The following is a 25,730-nucleotide window of genomic DNA, read 5'->3' on the forward strand; positions in this document are numbered from 1 at the left end:
CATACCCCCAACCGGTCCGGCCACTTCGCGTTCCGTGGGCTCAGCTTCAGCCTCCTCGTCACTGCGTTCCTGCGGGGTCTTCAGCTTTCGCTGTCCCACAGGAGTCTCCGTGGCCAGCCCGGTCGGGGGCGTGTAGCTCTAATCAAAGAAAAGGGCTTGCTAGTCAGAATCCCGAAGACATCGTCCAAACAAACTTGGTAAATCCATCAAAGGATCCGTAGCGCAAGGCGGCGAAGGGCAAAGATATGCTCCTGCATCGCTGCGCTAGCTTCGTCGCAAACGAGTCAGGCACAGCCCGACTCGCTTCCTGCGGGACAGTGAAGTGCCGAAATCCACTTGGGCGTCAGTCCGAGTTAGTTCGGCGCGAGCCCGCAGGAAAGCGTCCGCCTGGAGCGCAGGATCTGGTGTAAATAAGATAAAATGAATAATTATTCTTTAAAGGATATAACTATTCTTTTGTCTACAAGCTGAACCGGCCTTGGCCGGTTTTTTAGTGCTCGTATATCATTTTTCTTGTCATGCCGCCGTCGATATTCAGGCATTCGCCCGTGATGAATGAGTTTTGTGGATTGCTCAGAAACAGGCAAGCCCGTGCGATGTCGTCGGGATTTCCGACGCGTCCGCTCCAATGCTGCTTGTGGTCCACATCGCGCAATTCGGCAGTGTCCCCAGTATGGATCCAGCCTGGAGCGATTGAGTTGACGCGGATTCCTTGTTCGCTGAAAGTGGCGGCGAGTGAATGGGTCAATGCGAAAATGCCGCCTTTTGATGCCGAATAGGTTTCTGTATTGGGTTCCGACATGAAAGCCCGTGTCGAGGCCATGTTAATGATGGAACGGATATCGTCTTTCATATAGCGAGCTGCTTCACGGCTGCAGATGAAGACACTTTTTAAGTTAGTGTCCAGAACCTGATCCCATTCCTGTTCATCCACTTCCCAGATGGATTTGAACGTTGAAATCCCGGCATTGTTGATCAATGCATGGACAGCACCGTAATCCTCATGGATTTTTTTGAATACAGCCATTACTTCCGTGAAATCTCCCACATCGCATTTTCGGTATTCCACGTTCTCCAATTCGACCGGTTGGATATCCAACCCGATAACACGCGCATTTTCAGCTGCGAAATGTGTGGCAATGCTGCGGCCAATTCCTTGCGATGCTCCTGTAACGACAATGGTTTTATTAGTGAACATGAACTTCATCTCCTTGTCATAATGTTTACCTGTAATCCATGTTCTTAAAACTTTTTTGGTTTTAAGAAGGAAAGACTAGGGAAGATGTAGAATTGTACAAGTAGCACAATAGAAGGAGGAGTTAACATGTTGCAATTTAACATCAGAGGCGAAAATATTGAGGTAACTCCCGCAATACGCGACCACATCGAAAAGAAAGTGGAAAAAATTGAACGCTATTTTACCGACGGAGCAAATGCTACCGCGATGGTCAACTTAAAATCCTACAATCATAGCCAAACAAAAGTGGAAGTCACAATACCAATGAAAAATTTAACATTACGTGCTGAAGAACGGCATGATGATATGTATGCTGCAATTGATTTGATCGTCAGCAAACTAGAGCGCCAAATCCGTAAGTACAAAACTAAAGTCAACCGCAAATTCCGTGAGCGGGATGGCATTGGGCTTGCTTTTGCAACAGCAGAAAATGATACACGTGCACAGAATGAAATTGAGGAAGAAGAAGAAGATTTGACAATCGTTCGCACTAAACAGTTCGACTTGAAACCGATGGATGAAGAAGAAGCGGTTTTACAGATGAACATGCTTGGGCATAACTTCTTCGTCTTCACAGATGCAGAATCCAATGAAACGAATATTGTCTATAAACGTAAAGACGGAAGCTATGGACTGATCGAGACTTCCGCACAATAAAGGCATCTCCAATAGGATGTTAAAGCCTCTCCTTGCGAGAGGCTTTTTTAGTTGCTTTTTTCGATAGGAAACATTTTTCATACTAGGCTTTAGAGACAATAGATGGCGGATTCAGGCGCTTTAACGACAAAGAAAGAGAATCCATAATTTGCACGCATTTCAGCGCAGTGTTAAAATGAATAGTGAGATTTTTTTTGAAACAACCGATGATGATTTGGGTAAATATGTTCTTATAGGTTTTACTTAAAAGAACACTATAAAAGCTAAAGCGATCATCCGGCATGACAGGTGCCGGCGGACACTTACGCAGGGAGCGGTATAATTATGCTAGGAGTATTGAATAAGGTATTTGATCCGAATAAACGGGATTTGAAGCGATTAGAAAAAACGGCAGATCGGGTAGAAGCGTTGGCTTCTGAGTTTGCAGCTTTGTCCGATGATGCATTAAAGGCGAAAACCGAAGAATTTATCGCACGCCATGCAAAAGGCGAATCATTGGATGACTTGCTGCCTGAAGCATTCGCGACTATTCGTGAAGCGTCGAAACGTGTACTTGGCCTGTACCCATTCCGCGTACAGATCATGGGGGCTGTTTCTCTTCATGAAGGGAATATTTCTGAGATGAAGACAGGTGAAGGTAAAACTTTGACCTCTACTTTAGCCGTCTACTTGAACGCTATCAGCAAAAAAGGTGTGCATGTCGTGACGGTCAACGAATATTTGGCTAGCCGAGATGCTATGGAGATGGGCCAACTTTACGAATGGCTTGGACTATCTGTTGGATTGAACTTGAACAATTTGACCAAAGACGAAAAACGGGCGGCGTATCAGGCTGACGTAACATATAGCACCAACAACGAATTGGGCTTTGATTACCTGCGGGATAATATGGTCCTTTACAAAGAAGATATGGTTCAGCGGCCATTGAATTACGCTGTAATTGATGAAGTCGATTCAATTTTGATCGATGAAGCGCGGACTCCGCTGATCATTTCCGGACAGGCAGCCAAAGCGGCGCAATTGTATCAGCAGTCTAATGCGTTTGCACGCCTTCTGACAAAAGACCAGGATTATACTTACGATGAAACGACCAAAGGTGTGGTGTTGACGGAAGAAGGCATCGAAAAGGTTGAGAAAGCCTTTGGAATCGATAATCTTTTTGATATCAAACACGTGCGGCTGAACCACACGATCAACCAATCATTAAAGGCATATGTCACCATGCACAAAGACGTTGATTACGTGGTACAGGAAGGCGAAGTCGTCATTGTCGACCAATTTACGGGCCGTCTAATGAAAGGGCGCCGTTATTCGGATGGGCTTCACCAGGCAATTGAGGCGAAAGAAGGCCTGGAAATCCAAAACGAATCTATGACGATGGCTACCATTACATTCCAGAACTATTTCCGTATGTATGATAAGTTGTCCGGTATGACAGGGACAGCGAAGACGGAGGAAGAAGAGTTCCGCAATATCTACAATATGTACGTTGTGGTCATTCCGACGAATAAACCGATCATCCGTGAAGACCGTGTAGATTTGATTTATTCTACAACTGCCGGTAAATACAAAGCGGTAGGCGACGATATCGCTGAACGAAACGCAAAAGGACAACCTGTATTGGTGGGTACTGTAGCGATCGAGACTTCTGAAATCATTTCAGAGTACTTGACGAAAAAAGGCATCAAGCATTCGGTATTGAATGCCAAAAACCACGCCCATGAAGCAGAAATCATTTTGAACGCTGGCCAAAAAGGTTCTGTTACGATTGCCACCAACATGGCTGGACGCGGTACAGATATCAAGCTTGGCGAAGGTGTCATCGAGGCAGGCGGACTTGCTGTTATCGGGACAGAGCGCCATGAATCACGCCGTATCGATAATCAGCTGCGCGGACGTTCAGGACGCCAAGGCGATCCGGGTGTCACTCAATTCTACCTGTCTCTTGAAGATGACTTGATGCGCCGCTTTGGATCAGATGCAATGCGCAACATGATGGGCAAATTAGGCATGGACGATTCACAGCCATTGCAATCGAAAATGGTGACACGTTCTGTGGAATCAGCGCAAAAACGGGTTGAAGGCAATAACTTTGATGCACGGAAACGCTTGCTCCAATACGATGATGTGCTTCGCCAACAACGCGAAATCATCTACAAAGAGCGTATGGAAGTTTTGGACACTGACAATATGCGTACATTGGTTGAAAATATGATCAATAGCTCTATTGAACGCATGGTTTACACGCATACTGTTGAGGAAAAACAGGAAGACTGGCACCTGAAGACACTTTCTGAAACAATAGCTGCGAACCTGCTTCCCGAAGATACAGTCACTGAAGCTGATCTTCAAGGAAAAACCCAGGAAGAATTGATCGACTTCATCAAAGCAGCTGTCGCTGTGCGTTACGATGAAAAAGAAGTTGAGATGACGCCTGAACGGATGCGTGAATTCGAGAAAGTTGTCTTGCTTCGTTCGATTGATACGAAATGGATTGACCACATTGATGCAATGGATCAGTTGCGCCAGGGAATTCATTTGCGTGCTTATGGACAAAATGATCCGCTTCGCGAATACCAAAGCGAAGGATTCGCCATGTTCGAGGCAATGGTCGAAGCCATTGAAGAAGATGTCGCGAAGTATTCCATGAAAGCTGAAATCCGCAATAATCTTGAACGTGAAGAAGTTGCAAAAGGGCAGGCCGTCAACCCGAAAGAAGACGGACCGGCACCGAAAAAGAAAAAAGCTCCTGTCCGCAAAGACATGGAAGTTGGGCGCAATGAACTTTGCCCATGCGGCAGCGGCAAGAAATTTAAGAATTGCCATGGCACAGCTTCATAAGAGTGTGTGAAAATACCGAAGAGCGTATGCTCTTCGGTGTTATTTTGAGGAGGAACATATAATGATGGAATTAGCAGACATCCGTAACGAGCTCGACAAATCAGCCAGTAAATTGGCGGACTTTAGGGGGTCTCTTTGACTTAGAAAACAAAGAAGCCCGCATACAGGAATTGGATGAAATGATGCTCGATCCGGATTTTTGGAACAACCAAGAATCGGCACAGACAGTCATATCGGAGTTGAATGGGTTGAAGGAAATCGTTAATGCTTATTACGGTTTTGTAGAAACCCAGGAAAACATGGAAATGTCTTTAGAGCTATTAAGAGAAGAAGACGATGAAGAGTTGCATGAAGATGTTAACACTGAAATGAAGGAATTCATTTCTAAGCTGGCAGATTACGAATTGACGATGCTGCTCAGCGAACCGTATGACAAAAACAATGCCATATTAGAATTGCATCCAGGGGCAGGCGGAACTGAGTCTCAGGATTGGTGTTCAATGCTTTTGCGTATGTACACACGCTGGGCTGAAAAACGCGGATTCAAAGTAGAGACACTGGACTACTTGGCTGGAGATGAAGCAGGTGTTAAATCAGTGACTTTAGGGATTCGTGGACACAATGCCTATGGCTACTTGAAAGCTGAAAAAGGGGTTCATCGCCTGGTTCGGATATCGCCGTTTGATTCATCAGGCCGCCGTCATACTTCTTTTGTTTCTTGCGAAGTCATGCCGGAATTTACAGGTGAAATTGAAATCGATATTCGTACAGAAGACTTGAAAATTGATACGTATCGGGCAAGCGGCGCCGGTGGACAGCATATCAATACAACGGATTCCGCTGTCCGTATCACTCACCTTCCGACGGGGGCTGTTGTGACGTGCCAACAGGAACGTTCACAGATCAAAAACCGGGAAAAAGCCATGCAAATGTTGAAAGCGAAATTGTATGCGTTGAAAATCGAAGAAGAAGAAGCGCGTCTTCTTGAAATTCGTGGAGAACAAAAAGAAATCGGATGGGGAAGCCAAATCCGTTCTTATGTGTTCCATCCCTATTCAATGGTTAAAGACCACCGGACAAACTATGAAACAGGCAATTTAGGAGCTGTCATGGACGGCGATATTGATGGATTCATCAATTCCTTATTGCGTTCTAAAATGGAATAGAATTATGTAGTGGATTGTGAAAAATTGCTGCAGTTCTAGACGAACGCCGCGAAAGCCAATGAGCTTTCGCGGCGTTTTGTCTTTGGGTGTCTGGCGAATGCCCTGCTTTACTTGAATGAAGTTCACAAAGTTCCATGCGTTTGGTATACTCTGACAGGGTTTAACCGAACATAACAGAGAAGAGGAAGAAACAGATGGCTAAAAAAAATAGACGTATCCGTAAAGATCCACATCCACTGCTGACGGTTTTCATAGATTATGCCAGTGTCATAATCGGCTCAGCGATTGTGGCCATTTCCTTTAACGTGTTTTTGCTGCCTAACGAAGTAGCTTCGGGCGGAGTAAGTGGCATCAGTACTTTATTGAAAGGGTTATTTGAATGGAAACCAGCATTTGTGCAATGGGCATTCAATATCCCTTTGTTTATTGCAGGCTTGATTTTATTAGGGAAAAATTTTGGCGTTAAAACGGCTGTAGGGACCGTATTCCTTCCGTTTGTCGTCTTTCTGACGGAATCATGGGAACCATGGACGCGTGATCCTTTGCTTGGGGCTTTGTTCGGAGGGATCATGGTTGGTCTTGGATTAGGAATCGTATTCCGGGGGAAAGCATCTACAGGCGGGACGGATCTGGCCGCTCAGATCATTACCAAATTTACTGGGCTGACGCTCGGGACAAGTGTTGCCATGATTGATGGATTTATCGTATTGGCTGCGGCATTGGTATTTGATATCGAGAAAGGCCTTTATGCATTGATCGGCCTTTACGTGACGACCAAAACCATCGACCTTGTCCAGGTAGGGTTTGGCCAATCCAAATTGGTTTATATTATTACTACAAAACAAATGGAGATCCGTGATGCCATTTATGAAGAAGTGGACCGGGGGGTTACAGAATTGGCTGCAACCGGAGGTTATTCGGGAACAGAAAAACCTTTATTGATGGTGGTTATTCCTCAAACAGAATTTACGAAACTGAAACAATTGGTGAAATTTATCGATCCTTCCGCATTTGTTATTGTCTCGGATGCCTCAGAAGTTTTAGGTGAAGGTTTTAAACGGGCGTAACTTTGGTATACTCTAATAGGAAGAGATAATACATCTGAGGAGGTCACCAAATGAAAAAACAGTTGATGGCTATATTATTCGGATCAGCACTTATCCTTGGTGCGTGCGGCGGCGGAGATACGACTGAACCGGAAGAGGCACCTGCTGACAGTGGCGGTGAAGAAGCAGCAGCGGTGGATGCGGAACAAGTGGTTCAGCAAAATTGCATTTCCTGCCATGGTGAAAACCTGGAAGGTGCAGGGAATTTCCCGGCTTTGAACAATGTTGGTTCGCGTTTATCGCAAGATGAAATTCGCTCAGTAATCGAAAATGGTAAAGGTGCAATGCCAGCAAACATCATTGAAGGTGAAGAAGCCGATGCTGTTGCAGAGTACTTAGCAAGCATGAAATAAATCTGCTAATTAGCAGATTTATTTTTTTTGCCAAAAAATAGGTCCAAATAGCATATTTATGTCTAGAAAAAGGAAAAAAATAGTTTTTAAAAGGTCTATAATTACGACAAGAAGTATTTTTTCATATAGTTCTGATTATTCAGATTGAATTTTAAATGATACAGAAATGTAATAAAAATATATGTTTAAGGTGTTATAATGAGTTTGCTGCAAAATTCTATGGAAATAATTTTGGCATTTAGCCAATTAATAATAGGTGGGTAATAAAATGATTCAAATGAAAAATGTCTACAAGAAATATCCGAATGGCATTGTCGCTTTGAACGGTCTGAACGTTGAAATCGAACAAGGAGAATTCGTATATATTGTAGGTCCGAGTGGAGCAGGGAAATCAACATTCATCAAAATGATGTATCGCGAAGAACGTCCATCTTCAGGCCAGATGTTTGTGGATGATATCGATATAGCAACATTGAAGAACAGAAAAGTTCCGATGCTGCGCCGTCAGATCGGAGTCGTGTTCCAGGATTTCAAATTACTGACGAAGTTGAATGTTTATGAAAATGTAGCATTTGCCTTGGAAGTAATTGAAGAAAAACCACAAGCAATCAAAAAGCGTGTCATGGAAGTATTGGATCTGGTTGGCTTGAAGCACAAAGCCAAAATGTTTCCGACTGAATTATCCGGTGGCGAACAGCAACGTGTTTCAATTGCGCGTTCGATCGTCAACATGCCGAAAGTAATGATAGCGGATGAACCGACTGGAAACCTGGATCCGGAGACAGCATGGGACATCATGAATTTGTTCGAGCGGATCAACAAAGCAGGAACAACGGTAATTATGGCAACGCATAATCAACAAATCGTCAATACGCTCAGACATCGCGTTATTGCAATAGAAGGCGGATTAATTGTCCGTGATGTAGCTGGAGGTGATTACGGCTATGAAGGGTAGAACATTGGTACGCCATTTCAAAGAAAGTTTCAAAAGCATCGGAAGAAACAGCTGGATGACATTTGCATCTGTAAGTGCTGTAACAGTAACGTTATTGTTGGTCGGGGTATTTGTTCTTATCATGATGAACTTGAACAAAGTGGCCGATGATCTTGAAAACGATGTTGAAATTAAAGTATTCGTTTCCTTGGACGCTTCGGAAGAGACGGTCCAGAATCTGGAATCGAAAATAACTGAAATGCCTGGTGTTGAATCGACCAACTTCTCGACAAAAGAAGAAGAGTTGACTGACTTGGTTCTTGATTTTGGGGACGAGTTAAGCTTATTCGAACAAAGCAATCCATTGTTCGATGTTTTTTATGTAAAAGCACTTGACCCGCAGCAAACTGAAAAAGTGGCCACAGATATAGCGGCTTTTGAACATATAGAAGATGTGAAGTACGGAGAAGGCAAAATAGAAAAACTCTTTAATTTCTTGAATGCCGGAAGAAATGTCGGGTTGATTTTAATCCTTGCATTGCTGTTTACAGCCATGTTCTTGATTTCCAATACGATTCGAATCACAATTGTTGCGAGACGACGTGAAATTGAAATCATGAAATTGGTGGGTGCAACAAACTGGTTTGTCCGAATTCCATTTATTTTGGAGGGTATGTGGCTTGGCCTGTTAGGTTCCATCATTCCAATTGGTCTTGTAGCATTGCTTTACAGCAAAATCACCGAATTTGCACAGCCCCGCTTGAGTGGCGAACTGTTCCAGCTATTGGAGTTTACACCATTCATTTACCAGGTAAGCGCCTTGATCTTGCTAATGGGTGTATTTATCGGGATTTGGGGAAGCTTCATGTCCATCAGAAAATTCTTGCGTGTGTAACATAGATTTAGAAACGGCCTGCATGTAGGCCGTTTACATAGAAAAAACGGAAATAGATAGAAAAAGAGCGTAAAGCCGAAAGGGGATCACGAACTTGAATTCGAAGTCGAAATGGATGTTGACTGGTGTTTCATCGGTATTAGCACTTACCTTGTTGATTCCAACAGCAAATGCAGATACATTGAGTGAATTACAGCAAGAACAACAAAAAGTAGAACAAAAACAAAATGAATTAAATTCTGGAATCAGTGAAAAATCCAACGAAATGAATCAAAACCAATCTACACTGGAGAGCATCATGGCTAAAATCCAGGAGTTGGAGAACCAAATGCAAGAAACCCAGTCAAAAATTAATGGAGTTCAAGGCGAAATTGATCAAACAATCGTTGAGATTGAAGAGCTGCAGAAATCAATTGAAGAACTGGAACGAAAAATTGCTGAACGTACAGAGCTTCTTCAGGAACGTGCACGTGCTATCCAATTGAGCGGCGGCTCTGTGGATTACATAGATGTATTACTGGGTGCCAATAGTTTTGTTGATTTTATTGACCGTTTTTCAGCAGTCAATACATTGATTGATGCAGATCGCGAAATCATGACAGAACAGGCGGAAGATAAAAAGCTATTGGGCGAACAAAAGGCTTTAGTTGAAACAAAACTTGCAGAGCAGGAAGAACGCCGTGCAGAACTTGTTAATTTAAAGGAATCACTGGAAGGCCAAAAAGCGCAGCAAGCAGGCCTCGTGAAAGATTTGAAAGCTGAGCAGGAACGCTTGGCAAAAGAGAAAACTTCACTCGTGCAACAACGCGATGAAGCAATTGATATAAGTGCTGATCTTGAAACAAAAATCGTTAATGAACAAGCGCGTCTGGCAGAATTGGCGAGAAAAGCTGAAGAAGAACGCCAACGTAAGCTAGCGGCAGAACGTGCAGCAGCAGAAAAAGCAGCAGCAGAAAAAGCAGCAGCAGAAAAAGCGGCGGCAGAACGCGCTGCAGCAGAACGTGCAGCAGCTGAAAGAGCGGCAGCAGAAAAAGCAGCCAGCAAATCTCAAGCAGCCAAAGCACCGGCAGCAGCAAGTGCACCGGCTTCAACGCCGGCTCCAGCTTACAGTGCTCCTGAACCAGCAGTGTCAGTAAGCGCAAGCTCAGGATTTATTCGTCCAGCAGCTGGACGCTTCACTTCTAAATTCGGCTGGCGTGATATCGGTTCTGGTCCGGAATTCCACCAGGGCGTAGATATTGCCAACAGCAAAGGCACTACAATTGTAGCTGCAGCGAACGGATTCGTTTCTTATGCAGGATCGATGGGCGGCTACGGCAATGTAGTTATCATTACTCACTCGATCAACGGACAAACGCATGCGACTGTTTATGCACACTTGAATTCGATTAGCGTGTCAGTCGGACAGCAAGTTTCACAGGGACAAAAAGTTGGCGGAATGGGGAACACTGGACGTTCATTCGGTGATCACCTGCATTTCGAAATCCATGTTGGACCTTGGAATGGCGGACGGACAAACGCAGTGAATCCAGCAAGCTATATTTCTTTATAAGTACAAACAGCCGGCCTCGTGATGCCGGCTGTTTTTCTATTCTGCGATTCTGTCACATTTCGCAATAAACATAGTGGAACAAGTCACCTGATTTATCGTATGATAAAGAGAAACTTCAATTTATGTGGGTTTCTTCATCCCCCATTGATTGTTAGTTGATCCAATCGGACTTTTACGGCCAGTGGGATCACCTGCTTGTTAAAGCGGGATGAAAGTTGAATGGAGTGAATAACAGATGCCTAAAAAGATAATTGGCTTATTAGTGTTGGCTGTTATGATAGCCATTGTTGTAATAGGGGCTGTGAAGAATAACATGGCGGATTCTGATGCATTGGATGGCATGGCACTCGGCAGCGATGTGGATTTTTTGCCGACAGATGAAGGCCTCGCCAAAGGAGAAAAAGCACCGGATTTTCTGCTGACTACATTGGATGGCGAGGAAGTCAAACTTTCGGATTATCAGGGAAAGAAAGTGCTGCTGAATTTCTGGGCTACCTGGTGTCCCCCTTGCAGAGCCGAAATGCCGCATATGCAAACCTATTATGATGAACAGGCAAAAGACGAAAATGTCGTGATTCTGGCAGTCAATTTAACGACTGAAGACAAGGGACTCGGGAAGATCGAAGATTTCGTTGAAGAATTTGGATTGGAGTTCCCGATTCCGATGGATGAAAACGGGGATGTGGGAGCTTTATATCAGGCGGTATCAATTCCGACTTCGTATGCCATCGATACAGAAGGACGTATTCAAAATAAAGTGGTGGGCCCGATGGATGAAACGATGATGGAGCAATTGATTGAAGAATTGGAATAGGAGATGGACTCATGACCTCACTTGAAACGAAATCCGTACACACTGCAACAATGAAAGAACGTACCATCCAATCAAAAGTTATGCCGCTATACCAGACTTCCGCTTTTTCGTTTTCCTCTTTGGAAGAGCTTGAAGGTTATTATGAAGGCAATGGCACCTATCTGTACTCGCGTACAGCCAATCCGAATACCGATGCACTCGGCCAGACTGTAGCGGATCTGGAAGGGGCTCCAAAAGGCGTTTCGGCATCTTCTGGGACTTCGGCTATACTGGCGGGGATCTTGTCGGTGGTGAAAACCGGAGACCATATCCTGGCAGCTCAGGATGTATACGGGGGAACTTTTCATCTATTGAAAGAAGAACTGGTGTTGATGGGAATTCAGGTTCATTTTGCCGATTTTTCGAACATCAGCGAAATCGAACAGATTTTAATCGATTTTCCTGAAGTCAAGCTGATTTTCAGTGAATCGATCACCAATCCATTTTTGCGCCTGGAAGATATCGAAGCGCTAAACCAACTGAAACGGCATTATGGTGTCCGGCTAATGATTGACAACACCTTCGCTACGCCTTATACAATGACGCCTTATGCCCTTGGTGCTGATTTGGTCGCTCACAGTGCGACAAAGTATCTCGGAGGCCACAGTGATGTCACAGCGGGCGTTTTGGTAGGGGATGCAGATCTGATTGGCATCGCTGAAAAACGTGTGGTGAATTTAGGTTTGAACTTAAGCCCTTTTGAAGCCTGGTTGACAATCCGGGGAATCAAAACGCTGGCGTTGCGAATGAAGACGCAAACCGAAAATGCCATAGCAATTGCAGCTTTTCTGGAAGACAAGGCACGTGTCTGGCATCCAGGAGTAGGCGCCATCGTATCCTTCGAATTGCCTGAAACTGTCGATGTGTCGAAATTCTTTTCTTCACTCGGCTGGATAAAAATCGTGCCGACTTTGGCAGGCGTAGAAACGACAGTGTCATATCCTTACGGAACATCGCACCGCGCGTTGTCTGCAGAAGAAAAAGAGAAAATTGGCGTGACTCGCCAAGTGATTCGGCTGTCTGCTGGAATTGAAGGCACCGACGATATATTGGAACAATTGGGTGCGGCTTTTGTTTAACTGAAAAAGAAGTGCAGAAAGCCGGTTTTCTTTGGTACAATAATAACTAAAGTCAATTGCCGGTGATAGGATGGTGTAAGAACAGTGATAATGGATTTAATAGTAGCTATTGGCAGATTTTTTGTGAATCCGGTTTTTTACATAGCATTGCTTGCTGCAGTGTTATTGGGATATTACAGAGTTAAAAAAGAAAGAAAAATTTTCAGGATCCGTATCGTATATGGCCTGACAGAATTTAAACGGCTCATTAAAGATGGTTGGCTGTACGCTTTAGTCTTTTCTGTACTGTTTGCAGGAATAGGGCTGGTTGTACCGATGGATTGGCTGATTGCCTTGAGCATCGTCTCCATTGTGTTGATGGCTACGACTTTTTATCAGGCAGGCTCATTCATTTATTTGGCTGCAGCAGCTGTAGGTTTAAGTTGGTTGTTCAGCGCGAATGAGTGGACTTTGAATTTCGGATTTTTCAAATTTGAAGGAGTGGCTTTTTCCTACGAATGGCTCATCCCGGTTGTCTTGATTGCAGGTGCATTAGTATTTGCAGAAGGCAAAATGATCGGCAAAGCGGCAGCGGACGCTGCTTCTCCACGTTTGCACAAATCTGGGCGTGGCCTCAAGGCTGCTGCTTACATTTCTAAACGTTTGTGGCTGCTGCCGATCTTATTGGTGGTGCCAGGTTCGTTGATTGAATCGTATGCACCTTATTGGCCTCAATTGCCGATCGGGGAATCCAGCTTTTCGCTGATTTTGTTCCCGTTCATCTTTGGATTCCAAGGGCGGTCACAGCGCACCTTGCCGGTGTATCTATATCCGCAGGTCGCTAAAGCGGTGTCCACTTTGGGGATCGGCATTGTAGTGGTCGGATTAGCTGCCTTGTTGTGGCAGCCGCTGGCAGTTGTCGCATTGGCAGCTGGAGTAATCGGCCGCATCGCCATTGCTGTCCGTTTTGCAATGAAAGAACGCAGCGGCAATTACGCTGTAACTCCCCAATCCCAAGGCGTCATGATCGTCGATGTTTTGCCGGATTCTCCCGCTGACAAAATGGGCTTGCTGCGCGGCGAAGTGATCCGCAAAGTAAACGGCATCGCTATTGCGAATGAATCAGAGCTTTATGAAGCAATTCAAGTCAACGCGGCGCATTGCCGTCTGGAAGTGCTGGACCATAACCTGGAAGTCCGTTTGCGCCAGCATGTTATTTTCCGGCACGACCATCATCGCCTGGGGTTATTAGTGGTCAATTAAGGAGCTAATCTAATGGAATCAATGGTAACGAAATTTTTCTTGTCTCTGCTGGTGCCTGGGCTGCTCGTCATTTTGTTTACGAGAGTCACGTTCAACCACATTGTTGCATTGATTTTGACTGTGGCGCTTATGGCGGCAGCTGTTTATGCGGGTTATACCCATACATGGCTGTTGTTCATTGCCAATGCGGCTTCTTTAACCGCAGGATTCTGGTATTCCACAAATATGTTCAACCGCAGAAAAAAAGCCGAAGCTCATGAAAATGAGTAACGGCTTTTTTGTTATATAGATTTAAATGATTAAACTTAAAACTGCCAGTACGGCAATCGAACCGAGGACCACAATCATGACGTTAGCTCCGGTGAAAGCGATGCCGAATGCGGCGATAGCGCCGATTACGCCATACCAAATATTTTCCTGAATAAAAAAGATCGCCGGGAAAATCAAAGCACCTAAAACAGCATAAGGGATATTGCGCAAGACATTCTGAAGGGTTTGAGGCAGTTCCTTGCCTTCCAAAAAAGTAAGTGGAATGGCGCGTGGGATATAGGTCACCACTGCCATGCCAAGTATCATCCACCAGTACCATGAGCCCATTAGTGTGCCACTCCTTTCCGGGAAATCCATTCAATGAAAATGGCGGACGCCAAAGTCGAGACCATGATAGCCCAACCGGTAGACAGCCATTCTGTAAAATAAAATAAGGAATTGACTGCCCCGGCAATAAGGGCAAGGCTGACCACTTTTCGATTGCCGCGCATTGAAGGCACTAAAAGGCCGACAAACATGGCGTACAGCGCAATCGACATGGAAGCTTGGAGAAATTGAGGCAGGTTGGCTCCGATCAAATGGCCGATTGCTGTGAAAATGACCCAGCTTCCGTAAGCGATGACAATGACACCTACAGCAAAAGCCGTGCTTAATTTATTGCCTTTTTGTGTAGCCAGTACTGAAAAGGATTCGTCTGTAATTCCAAAAGCATAAAGCGCTTTTTTCCAGCGGTCATCCGGCTGCATCTTTTCATTGAGTGCAGCCGTCATAAGAAAGTGGCGTATGTTGACGATGAACGTATTTAAGACGATGACTGCTGGTGCTACTCCCGCAGTGATGAGTGACAGGGATATGTATTGTGCAGCACCTGCATAAACGAAAATGCTCATCGCTACAGCTTCAATCAGTGATAGTCCAGTGGTTTTTGCCAATAAACCAAAGGTTAATGCTATCGGAAAATAACCGACGGCTATGCTCGTTCCAGCCTTCAGCCCGGACGAGAACTCACGACCATTCATTTTTCTCGCTCCTTGTGGTTAAGTATTTCCTTTTCCAAACCTCTTGAAAGAGTGTAAAGTAATTATAATAGCATATCATATAATCTTTAAAATTTTGCAGACCATTTCTAAAAAATAGGTAGTTTAAAGGACTGAGCTTATGTCGGATTTTTTTTCCATGGAGAATATTGTTGAATTAACACAATCCTACCGGGCTTTCGGTCCAATCATTGGTTTTTTATTGCCGTTCTTTGAAGCCTTTCTGCCCTTTTTGCCATTGTTCGTTTTCGTCTTTGCGAATGCTACGGCTTATGGACTGTGGGTCGGCTTTTTGCTGTCCTGGAGCGGCTCTGTAGTAGGAGCATATGCAGTATTTTTAGTAATCCGCAAGTATGGCCGTGCCCGGTTTATGAATTTTATGACAAGGCATGAAAAAGTGCAGAAATTGATCCACTGGGTGGAGCGAAATGGGTTCGGCCCGCTGTTCCTGCTGTTGTGCCTGCCTTTTACACCTTCAGCATTGGTCAATCTCGTAGCGGGTTTGTCCAATATCCGCAAGCATTATTATTTATTGACGGTCATGGCAGGCAAGTTCGTCATGGTCTTTACGATTTCATATGTCGGTTATGACCTGCGGGCTTTGTTTACACAACCCATTCGAACGGCCATTGTCATCTTGGTGATCGTCCTCCTTTACATCATCGGAAAAATTCTTGAGAAAAGGCTGCACAAAAAAGTCGAAGCGGATTTCCGTTTGGCAAGCGAAGAACGTAAAAAGCGCCAACCATAAAAGCTTTTCTATAATTGGCAATCAAATTCAGTTAGTCGTATAATTAGAACAAACGTTCTTAATTGAGGAGTGATCATGTGTCTTTACGCATTGTATACGGCCGAGCAGGAGCGGGGAAAACTCGTTATCTACAGGAAGAAATTGTGGAAGAACTGCAGCGCCAAGCCGATGGAGAACCGATTTTTCTCATCGTGCCTGACCAGATGTCGTTTTCTACCGAGTATCGCCTTTCTGCCGCCTATGGCATGAATGGCATGATCCGTGCCCAGGCAGTCACTTTTAAACGGCTGGCCTGGCGCGTGCTGCAGGAAGTCGGCGGCATCAGCAGAAAAGAAGTTGATACCTTTGGTTACCGGATGCTGATCCGAAGCTTGCTGGAAGAACATCGGGACGACTTTCAATTATTCCGTAGAGCGGCTGGAAAACGGGGCTTTACGGATCAAATCGAGCAGTTGGTGAAAGAATTCGCCCGCTATTGTGTGGACTGTGGAGAATTGAGTTCCATTCGTTCATCCCTAACAGAAGCAGGGGCGCCCAGAACCTTGCTCGACAAGGCCGAAGACCTGGAGCTGATTTTAACTGAAATCGAAAGCCGCCTGGGCAAAGTCTTTGTGGATTCTGAAGGGCACCTGGCTTTGCTGAGCGAAAAAATCCCTTATTCCGAGCTGATTAAATCAGCGACCGTCTATATCGATGGATTTGTCACATTCACTGCAAGAGAATATGAAATTCTGTTTGAATTGATGAGGCATGCCAAATCGGTGACGATTGCCTTGCCGATGGATGACCGGACAGATCCCAACGACGAGCAGGCCCTTTTCTATCAGTCTGCCAACACGGCACGCCGGCTCAGTGAACAAGCTGCAAAAGACGGCATCGAAATTGACCAGCCGGTGCATTTGGATGCTCCGCGCAGATTTACGCATCCGGAACTGGAGCATATCGAACGCCATTTTGATGATTACCCGATTCAGACAATGCAAGGGCAAGGCCATGTGTCTTTGGTGGAGTCCTCAAACAGAAGAGCAGAAATTCATGCCGTGGCACGGAATATCAGAGACCAAGCCAGAAAAGGGATGCGCTATAACGAAATCGCCATTCTGTACCGCCAGCCGGAAATCTATGATGAATTGATCAATACGATTTTTCCGCAATATGATATTCCCTATTTCATCAGCCAGAAAAAGTCGATGCTGCATCATCCCTTGATTGAGTTCAGCCGCTCGGTCCTTGAATCGGCTGTCTCCAATTACTCCTATGAGTCGGTTTTCCGTGCGGTCAAAACGGATTTATTCTTTCCGCGTGGTCCTGCAACGAAATGGCGGGAGCGAAGCGATCTGCTGGAGAACTTCGTTATCGCCAACGGCATTTACGGGGATCGCTGGTTTGAAGAAAAGCGTTGGTTCTTTAAAAAATACAGAGGACTGGAATTTCATACGTCCATCCAAACAGACGAAGAATTGGCAGCTCAAATGGAACTGCATGCAGTCCGTGACTTGATTCGGGATCCGTTGGCACAATTAAAAGAGCAGCTGAAAGAAGGCAAAACTGGCAGAGACATGGCGGAAGCATTATTTCTTTTCATAGAAAAGATGGACGTTTATGCGAAAATCCAGGACTTGAAAGAACGCGAAGAAAATGAGCATCGCTTATTGGCTGCGACAGAACATGAACAGGCCTGGAATCAATGGGTGGGGGTTCTTGATCAGTTTGTGCTGATGTTCGGAGACAAAGAAATCGATTTGGCGACAGCTGTCAAAATTCTGGATGAAGGATTTGAAACGCTGGAGTTTTCCCGTATCCCGCCATCTTTGGATCAAGTGACAGTGTCCAAAATCGATTTGGCGCGCCTGATGGATATCAAGTCGGTATTCGTCATCGGAGCCAATGACGGCGTATTGCCGAAACGCATCGAACAGGAAGGGATTTTGACCGATACGGACCGTGAATGGTTTGCCCAGATCGGTTTCGAGCTGGCACCTACTTCGAAAATGCGTCTGATGGATGAAACGTATATGGTCTACCGGGCATTCACGTCAGCTTCGGATGTATTGACAGTTTCCTATCCGATTGCAGATGAAGAAGGAAAAGCGCTGTTGCCATCGCTTTATATCCAGAAACTGAAGGATATGCTGTCGATCGACACGGTGCCTGCGGTCATCGATCCGGAAGAACTGTTGGACGTGTCCCCAATGGCTTATATTTCGCATCCGCGTGCAAGCCTGGCTTATTTGACTTCGCAGATCCGCAGCGGTGACTTAACTGCCGAATGGCGCGCTGTTTTGAACTATTACGAAGACGATCCGTTTTGGTCTTCGGTCATCAAACGCATTTTAGCACCGATCAAACCGAATATTGCAGATCCGCTGCGGCAAGATATTGCTGAACCGTTGTACGGCACGCCGATTTCTTCCAGTGTTTCACGTGTGGAAACCTATTATAGCTGTCCGTTTGCGCATTATGTTGCTTACGGCCTGCGTCTGGAAGAGCGCAGCCAGTACAAATTGGCAGCGCCGGCGATGGGGGACCTTTTCCATGCAGCGATCAAGTGGATATCTGATGAAGTCATGAGGCTCGGCGTATCTTGGTCATCACTGACTCGGAAACAATGCCAGGACTTGGCAAAAGAAGCGATTGAACAGCTTTCGCCTTATTTCGTCAACCACATCCTGATCAGTTCCCACCGCTATCGGTATATCCAATATAAATTGGAAGGAATTATCCGCCAGACAGCGTTCATGCTCAGCAAGCATGCCAAAGTTTCAGGATTCGTGCCGGTTGCCCTGGAAGTTGGGTTCGGTCCGAAAGAAACGATTCCGCCGCTGGATATTCCGTTGAAAAATGGCCGGAAAATGAATGTGCGCGGCCGTATCGATCGGATTGATTCGACTGAAATTCATGGCAAACCTTATTTGCGCGTGGTTGATTACAAATCATCGAAGCAAGGACTTGACCTCGGAAATGTCTATCATGGCTTGTCCCTTCAGACGTTTACCTATCTGGATGTGGCATTGACACATTCAGACCGTTGGCTAGGGGAAGAGGCAGAACCTGCCGGAGTGCTTTATTTCCATATGCACAACCCCATGTTGAAGTTGACGAAGCTGATGACAGAGGAGGAGCTGGAAGAAGAGATGGCTAAGTCCTTTAAGATGAATGGGTTGGTCGTCGAAGATCCGGAAGTGATCCAGGCAATGGATGAAGCGATTGACGGTTATTCGAATGTCATACCGGTAAGGCTCAATAAGAGCGGCACTGTGTCTGCTTCCCAATCGAAAACCGTAATGAAAGAAGACATGCAGGCAATTCGCCGTTATGTCCGCGGCAAGCACCAGAGCGCGGGCAATGGCATATTGGATGGAAATACAAGCATTACACCATATAAAGTGAAGGAAGATACACCTTGCCAATTCTGTTCTTACCGTTCCGTCTGCCAATTCGATCCGGCGGACCCGGCGCAAACTTACCGGAAACTGCCGGCATTGTCTCCGGACAAGGCAGTAGAATTGATCAGAAAGGAGACCGCTGAAGATGATACCGAAGAAACCGACTGATGCCACATGGACCGATGAACAATGGCAGGCGATATGGGCCAAGGGCCAGGATATGCTTGTTTCAGCTGCAGCTGGATCGGGTAAAACAGCCGTCCTGATCAATCGGATGATTGAAAAAGTGTTGGCTGAAGAAGAACCGATATCAGTGGATGAATTGCTTGTCGTAACTTTCACTAACGCATCAGCTGCGGAAATGCGCCATCGTATGTCCAAAGCCTTGGAAAAAGCGGTGGCTGAAAACCCGGAATCGGCCCATTTGAGAAAGCAATTGCGCCTGATCAATAAAGCGCAGATTTCGACTCTGCACTCTTTTTGCCTGCAGGTGGTGAAACAGTATGCCTATCTGCTGGAAATCGATCCCGGCTTCCGGATTGCAGGAGATACTGAAGCTGCCCTGTTGCGGGACGATGTCCTTGAGTCGGTTCTGGAGGAATCCTACGAAGGAGAAGGGGCTGACGCGGTTTACCGGCTGGCAGACAGCTTTACTTCGGATCGCAGTGACCAGGCGATGGAAGTCCTGTTGAGCAAGCTTTACGACTATTCCCGGGTGCATCCTGATCCGGAAGAGTGGCTTCAGCAGGTTCCGGCTTTATATGCGGTTCCGGAAACTGCCACTATCGATGAACTGCCTTTTATCGGCGACTTAAAGCTGACCATACGTCATGCACTAGAGGAAGCGCTGCAGTTGACGCAACAAGGTCAGCAATTGGCATTGCAGCCGGATGGACCTGCTTTGTTGGAAGAAACATTCAAAACGGATGCAGAAGTAATCAAAGCGGCAATTGCCGCTTTGGAGATATCCTGGGACAGCCTATATAATTTTTCAAAGTCGTTTAAATTTGAGAAAGCAGCAAGCATCAAAAAGGATTCCTGCGACCCTGCAGTTGCTGAAGAAGCGAAAGGCATGCGCAACGATGTGAAGAAAATCGTTACGGGGCTGTTTGATTCGTATTTTACACGGACGCCTAAGCGCCTGCTTGACGAGATGCGTGAAATGGCACCGATGATGGCTACATTGGTGGAACTGACACAGCTTTTCGCCGATCGCTATAAAGCATTGAAAATCGACCGGGCATTGGTTGACTTCTCGGATTTGGAACATTATGCGCTGGAAATCCTGTCAGATGAGGGGAGACCGTCTGCAATTGCGAAAGAGTACCAAAATCGCTTTAAAGAGGTGCTTGTCGATGAATACCAGGACACCAATATGCTTCAGGAAACCATTTTGAACTTAGTGAAGTCCGGAAATGAACTGGATGGAAACCTCTTCATGGTAGGCGACGTCAAACAATCGATTTACCGGTTCCGCCTTGCAGAACCCATGCTTTTTTTAGGGAAGTATTCCAGGTTCAGCCATGATGCGGAAGGCACGGGACTGCGCATCGACTTGAATGCGAATTTCAGAAGCCGCAAAGAGATACTGGATGGCACCAATTACATCTTCTCGCAGATCATGGGACAACGTGTAGGGGAAATTGACTACGATGAAGCAGCAGCTTTAAAAGCAAAAGCACCTTATCCGGAGCAGCAGGTTCCGATTGAATTGGCGTTGATTCATGAACCTGAAACCGAAGAGGAAGCGCCGGATGAAGACTTGGCGAAATCCCAATGGGAAGCACGTTTCATTGCAAAGAAAATCAAAAAGATGATGGATCAGGAAATGCTCGTCCATGACCCGTGGACACAGCAGCAGCGGAAATTGGAGTATCGGGACATCGTCGTCCTCATGCGTTCTATGACGTGGTCGGGAGATTTTGTGGATGAGTTCAAAATGGCTGGCATTCCTTTGTATGCCGAACTGAACGGCGGTTATTTTGATGCGTTGGAAGTGATGATCATGCTCAATACATTGCGCGTCATCGACAATCCGTATCAAGATATTCCGTTGGCATCCGTTTTGCGGGCACCGTTTATCGGCTTAAAAGAAAATGAATTGGCCGAAATCCGTTTGGCTGCGCCAAACGCCTCGTTTTATGAAGCAGTAAAAACCTTTATGCGCGCAGGGACCGGAATCGACCGGGCTGCGGCTGATAAACTGCAGCGCTTTGTTCTTCAACTGGAAGGATGGCGCAACCAGGCACGCAGGGGTTCGCTTGCGGAGTTGATCTGGCAGGTTTACCTGGATACGAATTATTATGAAATGGCAGGGGCCATGACCAACGGCAAGCAGCGGCAGGCAAACTTGCGTGCGCTGCATGACCGGGCACTGGAATATGAAAAAACTTCTTTCCGCGGGTTATTCCGCTTCTTGCGCTTCATTGATCGGATGCGCGAGCGGGGCGATGATCTGGGAACCGCCAAATCACTCAGTGAAAAAGAAAATGTTGTTCGGCTCATGACGGTCCATAAATCAAAAGGACTTGAGTTTCCGGTGGTCTTTTTTGCCGGTACTGGACGGTCGTTCAATGAAATGGATTTTAGAAAATCGTATCTGTTCGATCAGGATTATGGATTGGCCGTCAAAGCGGTCAATCCCGACACGAGAATCGAATACACTTCCTTGCCGTTCCTGGCAGTCAAGGAAATGAAGCAGCTGCAGATGAAAGCAGAAGAGATGCGGGTGTTATACGTAGCGATGACACGAGCCAAAGAACGACTGTTTCTGACGGCTTCTGTCAAAGAAATCGACAAGCTCTTTGAAAAATGGAAAGTCGGCGGCAATGATGTCCGTCTGCCGGATTTCATGCGTTCACGTGCCAAAGGCTATTTGGACTGGATTGGTCCGGCCGTGGCCAGACATCCCGATGCTGCAGAGCTATTGAGTATCAATGGCAATGTGCTGCCGCATTCTTCCCGCTTCCACATCGAAATCATCGAGTCCCAGTCATTGCTTCCAGGAGAAATCAATTTGGAAGAATTGCTGAAAGGCGATGACGTAAATGAAGATTATCAGCAGCTTGTCAACGAACGTTTCGATTTTCGTTATCCGCATCAACGGGCGGTTGAAAAGCGTTCCAAACAATCAGTCACTGAAATGAAACGGCTGCAGATGCTTCAGCGTCTGGATGAACCTGAGTCCTTTATCCAAACCGCAAAACCTGAACGAACGATGCTCTTGCACCGTCCGGATTTTATGATGGACAAACGCTTATCGGCTGCTGATATCGGTACTGCCGTCCATGCAGTCATGCAGCACATTCCATTGGACCGCACAATGGATTCTGCGGAAATCAAGGGGTTCATCGACAATTTGGTCGGCATGGAAATATTGTCGCCCGATGAAGGAAAAGCCGTAAAGGTTGAAGAAATCGAACGGTTTTATGCCAGCGACACTGCTGAACGTCTCCGTTCGGCGAAACATGTTAAACGGGAAGTCCCTTTTACGTATGCCAAAGCGGACGCTGATGGAGACCACCAAATTATACAAGGGATTGTCGATTGCCTTTTCGAGGAACAGGATGGCTGGGTTTTGCTTGATTACAAAACAGACAGGCTAGCACATTTAAATGATGTTAAAATGGAAATGGCTGAGCGATATGGCGTCCAGCTGACTGTCTATCAGGAAGCGGTAGAAGCGATTCTCCGCATCCCGGTCAAAGAAAGGTTGCTGTATTTGTTTGCAGCGAGCCAAGAAGTGAATATTTAGGGGGATTATTTTGGACTTACAGCCCGTTTCAATAAATGAACGAGTAAAAGCGATTGACTTGATGAGAGGCTTCGCGCTTTTGGGAATTTTAATCATCAACATGTTGGCCTTCCATTCACCTTTGTCGTATATTGATCCGTACAAATGGTTTAATGGGAGTTTGAACGAAGGAATATACATGGTTATTGATATATTTATTCAAGCCAGTTTTTATCCTCTGTTTGCGATGCTATTCGGTTATGGCCTTGCGATGCAATTCATGCGTGCAGAAGCGCGGAACCGGCCATTCATGCCACTTGCGGTCAAACGGTTATTGATTCTTCTGCTGATCGGCATCATTCATGCGTTTTTGATTTGGTACGGCGATATACTGATCACCTATGCCATCATGGGTCTTCTGCTGATCAGTATGATCCGCCTGCCATCCGCCTGGCTGATGGCCTTTGCAGCGGTCATCTATACGGTACCGCACCTGTTGCTGCTCGGCATCATGTTTTTGGCAGTGGCAGTGGATCCGAACACGTATGTCGGATATATGGAAATTGAAAGTTCCATCCAATCCTATCAGTCTGGCAGTTTTGCAGAAATCTTCAGCCAGCGCCTGGCGGATTGGACTTACAGCAATAACCTGGTCAACTACATTGTCCTGATTGCCACGATTCTGCCATTTTTGATGGTCGGAGCAGCTGCAGCAAAATGGCGGCTGATTGAGCGGACACAGGAAAAACGCAAATTATGGTTGGTGTTGGCTATTGTGCCGCTGACAGTCGGCTTATTATTAAAGTCTGCACCTTTCCTTTTCGAATCGAATTATGCCTTTGTCTATCTGCAGGATATTTTCGGCGGGCCGCTTGTAGCCATCGGTTATGCAGCGCTGATCGCTTTGCTTGCACAAAATGCCTTCCTGCAAAAATTGCTTTCTCCGTTGGCGAAAGTCGGACGCATGTCGCTGACAACTTACATTACACAATCTGTCCTGGCAACATTGATTTTCTATTCCTATGGATTCGGTCTTTATGGACAAGTGGATTTGCTGACAGGAACCTTGATCGCTCTTGGAATATTCATCGGGCAAGTGATTTTTGCGGAGCTCTGGTTCGAAAAATTCCAGCGAGGACCACTTGAAATTATCTGGAGAAATTGGACATATGGAAATAAATTCGAAAAAACTAACAATTCAAAACTCTGAATGTGTATAATGGATTCAATCAAAGAAAAGGAGTGTTTGACGAATGAAGCTGTTATCATTTCGCTATGCAGGGGAAGAAAGATTCGGACCGAAAGTTAAAAAGGAAGAAGCTGTTTGGGACCTGATTGCCATTCAACAGCAATTGGAGGTTCTGCCTGCGTTTCCTGCCTCACTGATTGAAGGAATTCCGCAAGGCATGGAATTTGTGGAAGCAATTCGAAAACTGACCGAAGCCGCAGTCCAATCTGACCGCTCTGAAGAATTCAAACACTCTTTTTCAGAAATTGAATGGTTGCCGCCAATTTCGAAAACACCAAAAAATATCCTTTGCGTCGGCAAAAACTATGCCGATCATGCAAAAGAAATGGGAGCGGAAGCGCCTGTGGATTTAGTGGTTTTCACTAAAGCGCCTGCAACCATCTCAGCGGATGGGGCAACTGTCTCTGTGCATAGTGATTTAACCGATTCCTATGATTATGAAGGGGAACTGGCTGTCGTCATCGGCAAAGCCGGGCATAAGATACCGAAGCAAATGGCTTATGACTACGTATTTGGCTACACAATCGCCAATGACTTGACCGCGCGGGATCTGCAGGATAAGCACCAGCAGTATTTTCTTGGGAAAAGTTTGCCGGATTCCTGTCCGCTTGGGCCATATATTGTCACTAAGGATGAAATTCCGCAAGCGCAGAATTTATCAATTGTAACAAAAGTAAATGATGAAGTGCGCCAAAACGGCAATACGGAAAAAATGATCCGCCGCGTGGATGAGTTGGTAGCTGAAATTTCGAAGTACGTGGCATTGGAACCGGGCGATGTATTATTGACGGGTACGCCCGCCGGAGTCGGCAAAGGCTTTAATCCGCCGAAGTTCCTAAAAGCGGGGGATACCATCAAGGTGTCGATCGAATCAATCGGTACCCTCGTCACACATTTGTCATAAGATCAGAGCTCTTTTCATCGTCCGCTTTGTGATAAACTGAAGAGGACATTATTGGAAGAGGTGAGCTTTTGAGTATTTTTACAGACACTACACATTTACACATCACGACATGGGTCATTGCAATCGTTTTATTCCTGATTGCCGCATTCATGCAGCGTGACAGCAAAGGCCGCAAGATTTTACACATGGTATTGAGATTGTTTTATATCTTGATCATCATCACCGGACTTACTTTATTCATTGAATGGTCTTCTTCTGATCCGATGGTATACGGCATCAAGTTCCTATTGGGCATTTTGACAATCGGAATGATGGAGATGGTATTGGTCCGTTCGAAGAAACAAAAACCGGTTACGATGTTCTGGGCATTATTTGCATTATTCCTATTTGCAACTATGTTTATCGGCTTCATGTTGCCGGTCGGTATGGATTTCTTTTAATGAAAGTAAGGCAGGTGCATCCAGCACCTGCCTTTTTCTTTTGTT

The 25,730-nt window shown here is 45.7% G+C and carries 21 protein-coding genes; 18 read left to right on the plus strand and 3 right to left on the minus strand.

Translation table 11 applies throughout. From position 1 onward, the window contains the following. Nucleotides 1-490 precede the first annotated feature (490 nt). On the minus strand, nucleotides 491-1,198 hold the full coding sequence (locus tag QMA04_RS05290) for an SDR family NAD(P)-dependent oxidoreductase (protein ID WP_290184387.1): 708 nt from the start codon (nucleotides 1,196-1,198) through the stop codon (nucleotides 491-493). A gap of 126 nt (nucleotides 1,199-1,324) precedes the next feature. Between QMA04_RS05290 and hpf the strand changes: the two genes are divergently transcribed. The 12 genes from hpf (at nucleotide 1,325) to QMA04_RS05350 (ending at nucleotide 14,185) form a co-directional block, all read left to right on the plus strand. Next, the gene (hpf, locus tag QMA04_RS05295; protein WP_284700299.1) at nucleotides 1,325-1,894 is read left to right on the plus strand and encodes a ribosome hibernation-promoting factor, HPF/YfiA family; all 570 of its coding nucleotides are present in this window, start codon (nucleotides 1,325-1,327) and stop codon (nucleotides 1,892-1,894) included. Between the two features lie 324 nt (nucleotides 1,895-2,218). Continuing rightward, on the plus strand, nucleotides 2,219-4,735 hold the full coding sequence (gene secA / locus QMA04_RS05300; RefSeq protein ID WP_191713837.1) for a preprotein translocase subunit SecA: 2,517 nt from the start codon (nucleotides 2,219-2,221) through the stop codon (nucleotides 4,733-4,735). A 64-nt stretch (nucleotides 4,736-4,799) separates the two neighbouring features. After that, a protein-coding gene (gene prfB, locus QMA04_RS05305; protein ID WP_290184690.1) for a peptide chain release factor 2 occupies nucleotides 4,800-5,901 on the plus strand; the annotation gives its coding sequence in 2 pieces (ribosomal slippage) (nucleotides 4,800-4,871 and nucleotides 4,873-5,901; 1,101 coding nt in all). 194 nt (nucleotides 5,902-6,095) lie between these two features. Beyond that, nucleotides 6,096-6,968 carry a YitT family protein gene (locus tag QMA04_RS05310; protein ID WP_191713838.1) on the plus strand — a complete coding sequence of 291 codons (873 nt, stop codon included), beginning with the start codon at nucleotides 6,096-6,098 and terminating at the stop codon, nucleotides 6,966-6,968. Between the two features lie 50 nt (nucleotides 6,969-7,018). Then, nucleotides 7,019-7,360 (plus strand): cytochrome c551, encoded by a 342-nt coding sequence (gene cccB / locus QMA04_RS05315; RefSeq protein WP_191713839.1) that lies wholly within the window; start codon nucleotides 7,019-7,021, stop codon nucleotides 7,358-7,360. A 268-nt stretch (nucleotides 7,361-7,628) separates the two neighbouring features. Then, on the plus strand, nucleotides 7,629-8,315 hold the full coding sequence (gene ftsE / locus QMA04_RS05320; RefSeq protein WP_191713840.1) for a cell division ATP-binding protein FtsE: 687 nt from the start codon (nucleotides 7,629-7,631) through the stop codon (nucleotides 8,313-8,315). After that, nucleotides 8,305-9,189, plus strand: coding sequence for a permease-like cell division protein FtsX (ftsX, locus tag QMA04_RS05325; protein ID WP_191713841.1), 885 nt, complete (start codon nucleotides 8,305-8,307; stop codon nucleotides 9,187-9,189). Before ftsE ends, ftsX begins: the two co-directional genes overlap by 11 nt. Nucleotides 9,190-9,283: 94 nt before the next feature. Beyond that, nucleotides 9,284-10,741, plus strand: a complete 1,458-nt coding sequence (locus QMA04_RS05330) for a murein hydrolase activator EnvC family protein (RefSeq protein ID WP_290184394.1) — start codon at nucleotides 9,284-9,286, stop codon at nucleotides 10,739-10,741. 235 nt (nucleotides 10,742-10,976) lie between these two features. Then, nucleotides 10,977-11,555: a peroxiredoxin family protein gene (locus QMA04_RS05335; RefSeq protein ID WP_191713843.1), complete on the plus strand. Its 579-nt coding sequence runs from the start codon at nucleotides 10,977-10,979 to the stop codon at nucleotides 11,553-11,555. 11 nt (nucleotides 11,556-11,566) lie between these two features. After that, the gene (locus tag QMA04_RS05340; protein WP_290184396.1) at nucleotides 11,567-12,673 is read left to right on the plus strand and encodes a trans-sulfuration enzyme family protein; all 1,107 of its coding nucleotides are present in this window, start codon (nucleotides 11,567-11,569) and stop codon (nucleotides 12,671-12,673) included. A 90-nt stretch (nucleotides 12,674-12,763) separates the two neighbouring features. Beyond that, nucleotides 12,764-13,915, plus strand: a complete 1,152-nt coding sequence (locus QMA04_RS05345) for a PDZ domain-containing protein (protein ID WP_203339292.1) — start codon at nucleotides 12,764-12,766, stop codon at nucleotides 13,913-13,915. 12 nt (nucleotides 13,916-13,927) lie between these two features. After that, complete coding sequence (locus tag QMA04_RS05350) at nucleotides 13,928-14,185, plus strand: CsbA family protein (protein WP_203339293.1); 258 nt, start codon at nucleotides 13,928-13,930, stop codon at nucleotides 14,183-14,185. Between the two features lie 21 nt (nucleotides 14,186-14,206). Here the strand turns inward: QMA04_RS05350 and QMA04_RS05355 are convergent, their stop codons facing one another. Both QMA04_RS05355 and QMA04_RS05360 read right to left on the minus strand, forming a co-directional pair. Continuing rightward, complete coding sequence (locus QMA04_RS05355; protein ID WP_203339294.1) at nucleotides 14,207-14,512, minus strand: AzlD domain-containing protein; 306 nt, start codon at nucleotides 14,510-14,512, stop codon at nucleotides 14,207-14,209. Continuing rightward, the gene (locus tag QMA04_RS05360) at nucleotides 14,512-15,204 is read right to left on the minus strand and encodes an AzlC family ABC transporter permease (protein WP_191713848.1); all 693 of its coding nucleotides are present in this window, start codon (nucleotides 15,202-15,204) and stop codon (nucleotides 14,512-14,514) included. Before QMA04_RS05360 ends, QMA04_RS05355 begins: the two co-directional genes overlap by 1 nt. A 157-nt stretch (nucleotides 15,205-15,361) precedes the next feature. On the opposite strand from QMA04_RS05360, the gene QMA04_RS05365 reads away from it, so the two are divergent. From QMA04_RS05365 to QMA04_RS05390, 6 genes are all read left to right on the plus strand, one after another. Continuing rightward, nucleotides 15,362-15,973, plus strand: a complete 612-nt coding sequence (locus QMA04_RS05365) for a TVP38/TMEM64 family protein (protein ID WP_238943040.1) — start codon at nucleotides 15,362-15,364, stop codon at nucleotides 15,971-15,973. A gap of 77 nt (nucleotides 15,974-16,050) precedes the next feature. Then, nucleotides 16,051-19,527, plus strand: a complete 3,477-nt coding sequence (gene addB, locus QMA04_RS05370) for a helicase-exonuclease AddAB subunit AddB (RefSeq protein ID WP_191713850.1) — start codon at nucleotides 16,051-16,053, stop codon at nucleotides 19,525-19,527. Next, nucleotides 19,505-23,113, plus strand: a complete 3,609-nt coding sequence (gene addA, locus QMA04_RS05375) for a helicase-exonuclease AddAB subunit AddA (RefSeq protein ID WP_290184404.1) — start codon at nucleotides 19,505-19,507, stop codon at nucleotides 23,111-23,113. Before addB ends, addA begins: the two co-directional genes overlap by 23 nt. Nucleotides 23,114-23,123: 10 nt before the next feature. Beyond that, nucleotides 23,124-24,302 carry a DUF418 domain-containing protein gene (locus QMA04_RS05380; protein ID WP_290184406.1) on the plus strand — a complete coding sequence of 393 codons (1,179 nt, stop codon included), beginning with the start codon at nucleotides 23,124-23,126 and terminating at the stop codon, nucleotides 24,300-24,302. Nucleotides 24,303-24,345: 43 nt separating this feature from the next. Continuing rightward, on the plus strand, nucleotides 24,346-25,245 hold the full coding sequence (locus QMA04_RS05385; protein WP_191713853.1) for a fumarylacetoacetate hydrolase family protein: 900 nt from the start codon (nucleotides 24,346-24,348) through the stop codon (nucleotides 25,243-25,245). Nucleotides 25,246-25,313: 68 nt separating this feature from the next. After that, the gene (locus tag QMA04_RS05390) at nucleotides 25,314-25,685 is read left to right on the plus strand and encodes a YisL family protein (protein ID WP_191713854.1); all 372 of its coding nucleotides are present in this window, start codon (nucleotides 25,314-25,316) and stop codon (nucleotides 25,683-25,685) included. Nucleotides 25,686-25,730 lie beyond the last annotated feature (45 nt).

Origin of the sequence: Planococcus sp. APC 3900, from assembly GCF_030407735.1 — a bacterium.
GTDB lineage: Bacteria > Bacillota > Bacilli > Bacillales_A > Planococcaceae > Planococcus > Planococcus notacanthi.

What these genes read in the sequence shown, in the direction of transcription:
- QMA04_RS05290 (WP_290184387.1), bottom strand. Translation starts at nt 1,198, where the DNA reads ATGTTCACTAATAAAACCATTGTCGTTACAGGAGCATCGCAAGGAATT.
- hpf (WP_284700299.1), top strand. Translation starts at nt 1,325, where the DNA reads ATGTTGCAATTTAACATCAGAGGCGAAAATATTGAGGTAACTCCCGCA.
- secA (WP_191713837.1), top strand. Translation starts at nt 2,219, where the DNA reads ATGCTAGGAGTATTGAATAAGGTATTTGATCCGAATAAACGGGATTTG.
- QMA04_RS05310 (WP_191713838.1), top strand. Translation starts at nt 6,096, where the DNA reads ATGGCTAAAAAAAATAGACGTATCCGTAAAGATCCACATCCACTGCTG.
- cccB (WP_191713839.1), top strand. Translation starts at nt 7,019, where the DNA reads ATGAAAAAACAGTTGATGGCTATATTATTCGGATCAGCACTTATCCTT.
- ftsE (WP_191713840.1), top strand. Translation starts at nt 7,629, where the DNA reads ATGATTCAAATGAAAAATGTCTACAAGAAATATCCGAATGGCATTGTC.
- ftsX (WP_191713841.1), top strand. Translation starts at nt 8,305, where the DNA reads ATGAAGGGTAGAACATTGGTACGCCATTTCAAAGAAAGTTTCAAAAGC.
- QMA04_RS05335 (WP_191713843.1), top strand. Translation starts at nt 10,977, where the DNA reads ATGCCTAAAAAGATAATTGGCTTATTAGTGTTGGCTGTTATGATAGCC.
- QMA04_RS05340 (WP_290184396.1), top strand. Translation starts at nt 11,567, where the DNA reads ATGACCTCACTTGAAACGAAATCCGTACACACTGCAACAATGAAAGAA.
- QMA04_RS05345 (WP_203339292.1), top strand. Translation starts at nt 12,764, where the DNA reads ATGGATTTAATAGTAGCTATTGGCAGATTTTTTGTGAATCCGGTTTTT.
- QMA04_RS05350 (WP_203339293.1), top strand. Translation starts at nt 13,928, where the DNA reads ATGGAATCAATGGTAACGAAATTTTTCTTGTCTCTGCTGGTGCCTGGG.
- QMA04_RS05355 (WP_203339294.1), bottom strand. Translation starts at nt 14,512, where the DNA reads ATGGGCTCATGGTACTGGTGGATGATACTTGGCATGGCAGTGGTGACC.
- QMA04_RS05360 (WP_191713848.1), bottom strand. Translation starts at nt 15,204, where the DNA reads ATGAATGGTCGTGAGTTCTCGTCCGGGCTGAAGGCTGGAACGAGCATA.
- QMA04_RS05365 (WP_238943040.1), top strand. Translation starts at nt 15,362, where the DNA reads ATGGAGAATATTGTTGAATTAACACAATCCTACCGGGCTTTCGGTCCA.
- addA (WP_290184404.1), top strand. Translation starts at nt 19,505, where the DNA reads ATGATACCGAAGAAACCGACTGATGCCACATGGACCGATGAACAATGG.
- QMA04_RS05385 (WP_191713853.1), top strand. Translation starts at nt 24,346, where the DNA reads ATGAAGCTGTTATCATTTCGCTATGCAGGGGAAGAAAGATTCGGACCG.